Source organism: Gilliamella sp. App6-5, from assembly GCF_001690525.1.
GTDB lineage: Bacteria > Pseudomonadota > Gammaproteobacteria > Enterobacterales > Orbaceae > Gilliamella > Gilliamella apicola_H.
The window spans coordinates 40,430-47,104 of record NZ_LZGT01000081.1 but is presented as its reverse complement, the minus strand read 5'-3'; the positions used below and the strand labels follow the sequence as shown (position 1 = coordinate 47,104).

The 6,675-nt window shown below is 37.3% G+C and carries 5 protein-coding genes, 1 tRNA gene and 1 pseudogene; all 7 read right to left on the bottom strand.

Annotated features, from left to right (window positions below):
* A partial coding sequence (locus A9G24_RS10005) for an IS3 family transposase (RefSeq protein ID WP_255307247.1) occupies positions 1-513 on the bottom strand: 513 nt, incomplete at its 3' end.
* Between the two features lie 11 nt (positions 514-524).
* Positions 525-806 carry an IS3 family transposase gene (locus A9G24_RS10000; RefSeq protein WP_065579793.1) on the bottom strand — a complete coding sequence of 94 codons (282 nt, stop codon included), beginning with the start codon at positions 804-806 and terminating at the stop codon, positions 525-527.
* A gap of 196 nt (positions 807-1,002) precedes the next feature.
* Positions 1,003-1,380 carry a terminase small subunit gene (locus A9G24_RS09995; RefSeq protein WP_065638878.1) on the bottom strand — a complete coding sequence of 126 codons (378 nt, stop codon included), beginning with the start codon at positions 1,378-1,380 and terminating at the stop codon, positions 1,003-1,005.
* Positions 1,381-2,169: 789 nt separating this feature from the next.
* Positions 2,170-3,420, bottom strand: a pseudogene (locus A9G24_RS13395) (integrase domain-containing protein).
* Positions 3,421-3,603: 183 nt separating this feature from the next.
* A tRNA-Ala gene (locus A9G24_RS09985) sits at positions 3,604-3,679 on the bottom strand.
* Positions 3,680-3,805: 126 nt separating this feature from the next.
* Complete coding sequence (secF, locus tag A9G24_RS09980; RefSeq protein WP_065638882.1) at positions 3,806-4,801, bottom strand: protein translocase subunit SecF; 996 nt, start codon at positions 4,799-4,801, stop codon at positions 3,806-3,808.
* A 15-nt stretch (positions 4,802-4,816) separates the two neighbouring features.
* A complete protein-coding gene (secD, locus tag A9G24_RS09975) occupies positions 4,817-6,673 on the bottom strand; it encodes a protein translocase subunit SecD (RefSeq protein WP_081303161.1) in 1,857 nt (618 codons plus the stop codon).
* Positions 6,674-6,675: the final 2 nt, after the last annotated feature.

Here is a 6,675-nt window from a genome sequence, read left to right as displayed (position 1 = left end):
ACGCCGAAATAAGGCTTGTTTTAATGTATTACACACTAAATGACGGTCTATGTAGCGACTCGTTTGCCTAGCAATTACTTTTCGTCCATATAAATCGATAATCACCGACAAATATAACCACCCTTCACCCGTTTTAATATAAGTAATATCGGTTACCCATGTCGTATTTGGCTTATCAGGGTTAAATTGCCTATTTAACGTGTTGGGCGCAATATTGCGATGAGCCGTGTCTGTTTTATACTTGAATTTACGTGCTGCTTTACTCCGTAATCCCAATTGTTGCAAAACACGGCTAATTGTCCTTTCTGAAACTTGATAGCCCGCTTCCCTAACATCATGAAGCAGGCTTGGCGCACCCAAACGGGCCTTATGTTGCCAATACTGCTTTTTAATATACTCGCTGAGTTTGGCTGATTTGTTTGCTCTTTTTAACCAAGCATAATAACCCGATGAACTGACACCAAGTAATAAGCATATCTTAGTAACGGGATAGCAGATTAAATGATTTTTCATATAAGCGTACTTCACCGACTTGGATTGTTGATGAAGTACACATGCGCCTTTTTTAGTATATCATTGGCCATTTTCAGTTCTTTAATCTCTTTTTCTAACGCCATAATCCGCTGTTGCTCAGCCGTTAACTCTCGACGGCTGGTTTTATTCGGGGAAAGTTGCCTAATCCATTTATCTAGGGTTGATTTACCCACACCTAGATGGTTGGCAAGTTCGCTGATAGAAAGGTGTGCATTAGATAACGCATAATCCACCGATTGTTGTTTGAATTCGATACTAAATTTTTTGACCATGATATTTGTCTCCTATGATTTTTGTTTATATCATAGAGGCAACTTTTGTCCACTTTTTTGGCGAGGATCACGCTTTTGGAGTGCGCTAACTTATTAACTGGCTTGTATGATGAAATTGGTATCCACTTATTAGGTGCCTTTTCGCTGGATACTTGCTTGGATACCTTTTTATAAGTACTAGTGATTATCTATTAGATTATGGTGCTACTAGCTCAATACGCATTGGTTTGGACTTGGTTGTAATGCCACTACCCATAGATTGATGATCTAATATCTGCTTTTCAGAATAACCATGATTAGCAAGCATCAATTTGGCAATACTCGCGTTAAATTCGCCTTTTAAGCCTTTATTAATTAATTCCACTTCTTGGCGCGCTTTGATCAGTTCTAATATATCCTTAAATTCTTCGCTTGAACTTGCGTAATTATATAAACTTGACCTTGAACAGTTAGCATATAAAGCCAGTCCAGCCACAGAGGGGATCATTTCACCATTATTGATATAACCCTGCTTATGCAAATACTCTTGCCCTAGCTCTAACATTTCCTTTAATTTTGATTTTCTTCCTACCATATTGCCATCTAACTTACTAATAATAAGGTTATTATAATCCAATAAGGCAAATTATTAGATTGCTTTTTAACGTGTCCAAAATTAGCCCAGCCAATAGGAGGGGGTAGCAAATTTCTATAACTCTACACGTCTAAAACCGCCCAACCTCCTTTTTATGCAAAACCGCGAATTGAAATAATTTTTTTGACTGCTATTACTAAATGGGTAATTATAAATAGCTATAGTTGCGTAACTCAAACCAATGTAATAAACCTGCTGGCTTTTTAGAGATTGCAAATTTAATACCTGAATGGTGAAAATCACCATAGAACATTTAGTCTTTTCCTCCAATAATAGCCCTGGATCAACCTTAAAATCACTTTAACTTAACATTATGATTAATAATTATTTTATTTTAATAAAATAATAACGTTATATAAATATATTTATATTTCAATTGGTTAATTACAGGATCAGGATTATTTTAAGAATGTGTATAGTAGTGAACACTAGTGAATACTAGTGAACACAAAAAAATATATATAATAAGTATATAATATATTGATATATATAAATTAATATTAGGTTGGTGAATAGTAGTGAACACTTTATATTAAAAGTTTAAGATTATGGGGAGGTAAGTATAAAAACAACCTAATCATTGGCATAGGTAAAGGATGACATTTGAAAAAGCACCCCTCAGATATGAGGAGTGGTTTAATATGAAGTTATTGAAGCGAGTAACTCAAATTTGAGTTACGGTTTTATCGTAACCCAAATATGGGGCACGGTATGAATAGCGCGATATGGTTAATGATTAACTAGCTTTAAATTGCGGTTACCTGATAGTGAGACATTTCCTTGGCTTGCTTGCTCGACAAAGTCACCCCACCAGTCAAGCATAATTCTGCGCTGTTCTAGGTAAGTAGCACGGTTATAGGCTCGCCTGACGCTATTAGTATCAACATGGGCTAGTGCCGCTTCAATAATATTAGGGTCAAAGCCTTGCTCATTTAATATCGTGCTTGCTAAAGCTCTTAAGCCATGCGCAACAAGCTTATCTTTATATCCCATGCGCTTTATTGCCATGTTAGCAGTACTACTATTCATCGGGGTTGTATAAGGCGGTTTCATACTTGGGAATATATGCTCTCTATGCCCACTTATAGGCTTCATAATTGATAATATAGCCATAGCCTGCTTATTGAGTGTAATAGTATGCTCTCGCCTCATTTTCATTTTTTCGGCAGGAATAACCCATAAGCAATTGTCTAGATCAATCTCTTGCCATTTTGCCCCTACCGCTTCATTTGGGCGTGTCATTGTTAATAATTGCCATTCAATCAAGCAACGCGTTTGTAATTCGATTCTGGCCATAGCAAGGGATTGCATAAATTGGGGCAGCTCTTGCGCGTTTATTGTTGGCATTTGCCCTTTTATAGGGCTTTCAAAAGCATCTTTTATCTTGGCTGCTGGGTTAGCATCAATCAAGCCTATATTCACCGCATAAAACATAATCTCATTGATACGTTGGCAAAGTCTTTTAATTGTTTCTAATTTACCATTAGCTCTTAGTGGCTCCATGGCCTTAATAAATTCTTTTGCTTTTAATTTAAAGATTGATTTATCACCAATATAAGGAAATAAATGTAACTCTAACGATTCCCACGTTCTTTTTAAGGTGCTTTCAGTTAGTCCTTTGCCACTTTTAACTTTAAACCAATCAGGGGCTACCTTTTTAAAGGTGCTAGTAATTTCGTCATGCTTACGTTGTTCTTATTCTGCTTTGTGCTCTTGAGGATCTACACCTTGCTTTATTAATTCTCGCGCTTCATCTCGTTGTTTTCGCGCTTGCTGTAGTGAAACCTCAGGATAACTACCGAAGCTAATTAATGCGCCCTTTTTGGTATATGGACGCGTATACTTAAAACGCCAGATTTTAGAATTATTCGATTTAACTAAGAGATACATACCACCGCCATCAAATAAAGAGTAATCTTTATCTCTTGGTTTGGCGGCTTTTATTTGGGTGTCTGTTAATGGATGTGTTTTCCTTGCCATAATTATTTTAGGTATACGATATATAGGTATATTGCGTCTGTATACCTAAGCATATACCTAAAAATTATGGTTGTAAATGTACCTTACTGATACTTAATGGGCAATAAAATAGACTTTAAGGCTTGTTATTACTTGGTTTAGTGTGCTTTGTTGGGTTTTAAAGAATGTTACTGATTATTGAATTGGTGGAGCCAAGGGGGATCGAACCCCTGACCTCAACGCTGCCAGCGTTGCGCTCTCCCAGCTGAGCTATGGCCCCAAATAGAAAGGGATAAAACTGTGGCTAATAATATGCAACTAAATAATAAGTGTCAATCGATTTGAAGTTATTTGTTTGAAAAATAGCCGAATAAAACTCTGCCCATTAATGGCAGAGTTAACATAATTAACGCAATATTGAAGGTTGATCTGCACCTTCTGCTTCAATTTTAGGTGGCATAAAGTGTTCACGTTTTACCCCCAATTTAAGTGACATATAAGCCGCTACATAAATTGATGAGATTGTACCAAGCACAATACCAACGCCTAATGTTTCAGAGAAGCCTTTTAACATTGAACCGCCAAAGATATACAGAATGATGACCACTGCAAGAGTTGTACCTGATGTCATTAAAGTACGATGCAATGTCTGTGTTAACGAGATATTAATAACATCGTAAGGTTCTGCTCGGCGAATCTTTCTAAAATTCTCGCGAATTCGGTCAAAAACAACAATGGTATCGTTAAGAGAATAACCAATAATCGATAACATCGCAGCAATGATAGTTAAATCGAGTTCTCGTTCAAATAGCGATAGATAACCCGCGGTAATAATAACATCATGCGCTAAGGCAACAACCGCACCTGTACCGAATCGCCACTCAAAACGAAAGGCAATATAGATTAAAATACACACTAATGCGGCACAAATTGCCAAAACACCATCTTGCGCAAGTTCAGTACCAACAGTTGGCCCCACAAATTCAATCCGTTTAATTTGAGCTTCTGCATCAATATCTTTATGGATTAAATTGGAAATTTTTGTGCCTAGTGCATTATCAATAGCGGATGAGACACTACTATCTTCTTGCTTAGCCGCAGGTAATCTAATGATGATATCTTTACTACTGCCGTAATATTGTACTATCGGCTCATGATAGCCAGCATTGCGTAAGCTGTTACGAAGGTCATCAAGGTTAACGGCTTTTGTTACGGTGAGCTCGACTGTTGTACCGCCAGTGAAATCTTGTCCTAGATTAAATCCTTTAACAAAAATAACCACAAACGACGCCACAACTAATAACATTGAAATAACAAAAGCAATAAAGCCAAATTTTAAAAAGTCGAGGACTCTGCGGCCATGATTTAATTCTCTAACATCATGATTTTGTTTTTTAGTAATACTCACAATAAACCTCTAAATTGATAACTTATTAACGCGACGACCGCCATAAATAAGATTGGCTAATGCGCGAGTACCGACAATCGATGTAAACATTGATGTTACAATACCAATGCCTAGTGTAATGGCAAAACCTTTAATTGATCCTGTACCAACTGCATAAAGAATAATAGCCGTAATTAAAGTGGTCAGGTTGGCATCAAAAATACTACTCCAAGCACCTGCGTACCCTTCGTTAATTGCATGCTGAACGCCACGTCCATTACTAAGCTCTTCTTTTATTCGTTCATTAATTAGTACATTGGCATCAACAGCCATACCCACAGTTAACACAATACCTGCGATACCAGGCATGCTTAGCGTTGCCCCAGGAAGTAAAGACATTGCACCAACAATTAAAATTAAGTTTGCAACTAATGCAAGGCTAGCAAACACGCCAAACAGACGATACATCACTAGCATAAAGATGACAGAAATCGCTAACCCCCATGCGCAAGATTCTAGACCTTGGGTTATATTTTCTTGCCCCATTGAAGGCCCTACTGTTCGCTCTTCAATAATTTGAATAGGTGCAATTAATGCCCCTGCACGTAATAATAGTGATAAATTTTTAGCTTCATCAATATTACCAATACCGGTTACTTGAAAACGATCACTAAAAATACCCTGAATAGTCGCTACGTTAATAACACGTTCTTGCTTTTCAAGTATTGGTTTGTCGTTTTCATCACGCTTACCGGTGTCTTTGTATTCAACAAATAAAGTTGCCATCGCTTTATGAAGATTTTTTTGGGTAAAATCAAACATCCTTTTACCGCCTGAACCATCAAGTGTAATAGCTACTTCGGGTTGGCCATATTGATTAACCCGATATGAAGAATCGGTAATATGATCCCCTGTTAATACAATACGTTTATACAGTAGTACAGGACGACCACTTTCCATATACTTAATTTCGGAACCATAAGGAATGCGCATATCGCCATTTAGAATAGCAGGCAAATTAGGGGTACTTTCTTCGTTAACCTGTCTAAATTCTAATGTTGCCGTTGCTCCCAAAATACGCTTGGCTAATGCGGTATCTTGTATGCCGGGTAATTCAACAACAATGCGATCTGCCCCCTGACGTTGAACAATGGGTTCAGCAACACCGAGTTGGTTAACACGATTACGTAGAATGGTAGTGTTTTGCTCAACAGCATCATTTTTCGCTTGTTGTAAACGTTGTTCACTGACATTGATGAAGATACTGTTGTCGCGTTGAGAGATCACTTTGTAATCTTGTATCCCATTGATCTTGGTAATGGCTTTATTGCGATCTTCAGTATTATCAAATTGCATTACAATTTGCTGATTACTATCTTTGCTGATGGTTTTATAATTTAGTTTGCTATTAGTAAATTCAGCTTTGATGTTTTCGATAGATTGTTCAGTGAGTTTACTTAATGCAGTGGTCATATCGACTTCCATTAAGAAGTGAACACCACCACGCAAATCAAGACCCAGTTTCATCGGTTCTGCGCCTAACAGAGTAAGCCATGCAGGCGTTGCTGGTGCTAAATTTAATGCAACAATATACTCTTCACCCAATGCTTCAGATATAAGTTCTTTCGCTTTAAGCTGGGTGTCGTTATCACCAACACGAATTAAAATTGATTTATTTTCATAAACCAATGATTTCGGTTCGATGTGATTATCGGCCAAAAGTTTTTTGACCTTATCTTGCATAGCAACATCAATTTCAGTAGTCTTTGAACCTGAAATTTGTATAGCGGGATCTTCACCATAAATATTTGGAAGTGCATAAAGAAGGCCGAGGCAAATGACAACGACCAACATAATGTACTTCCACAAAGGATAGCGGTTTAACACGA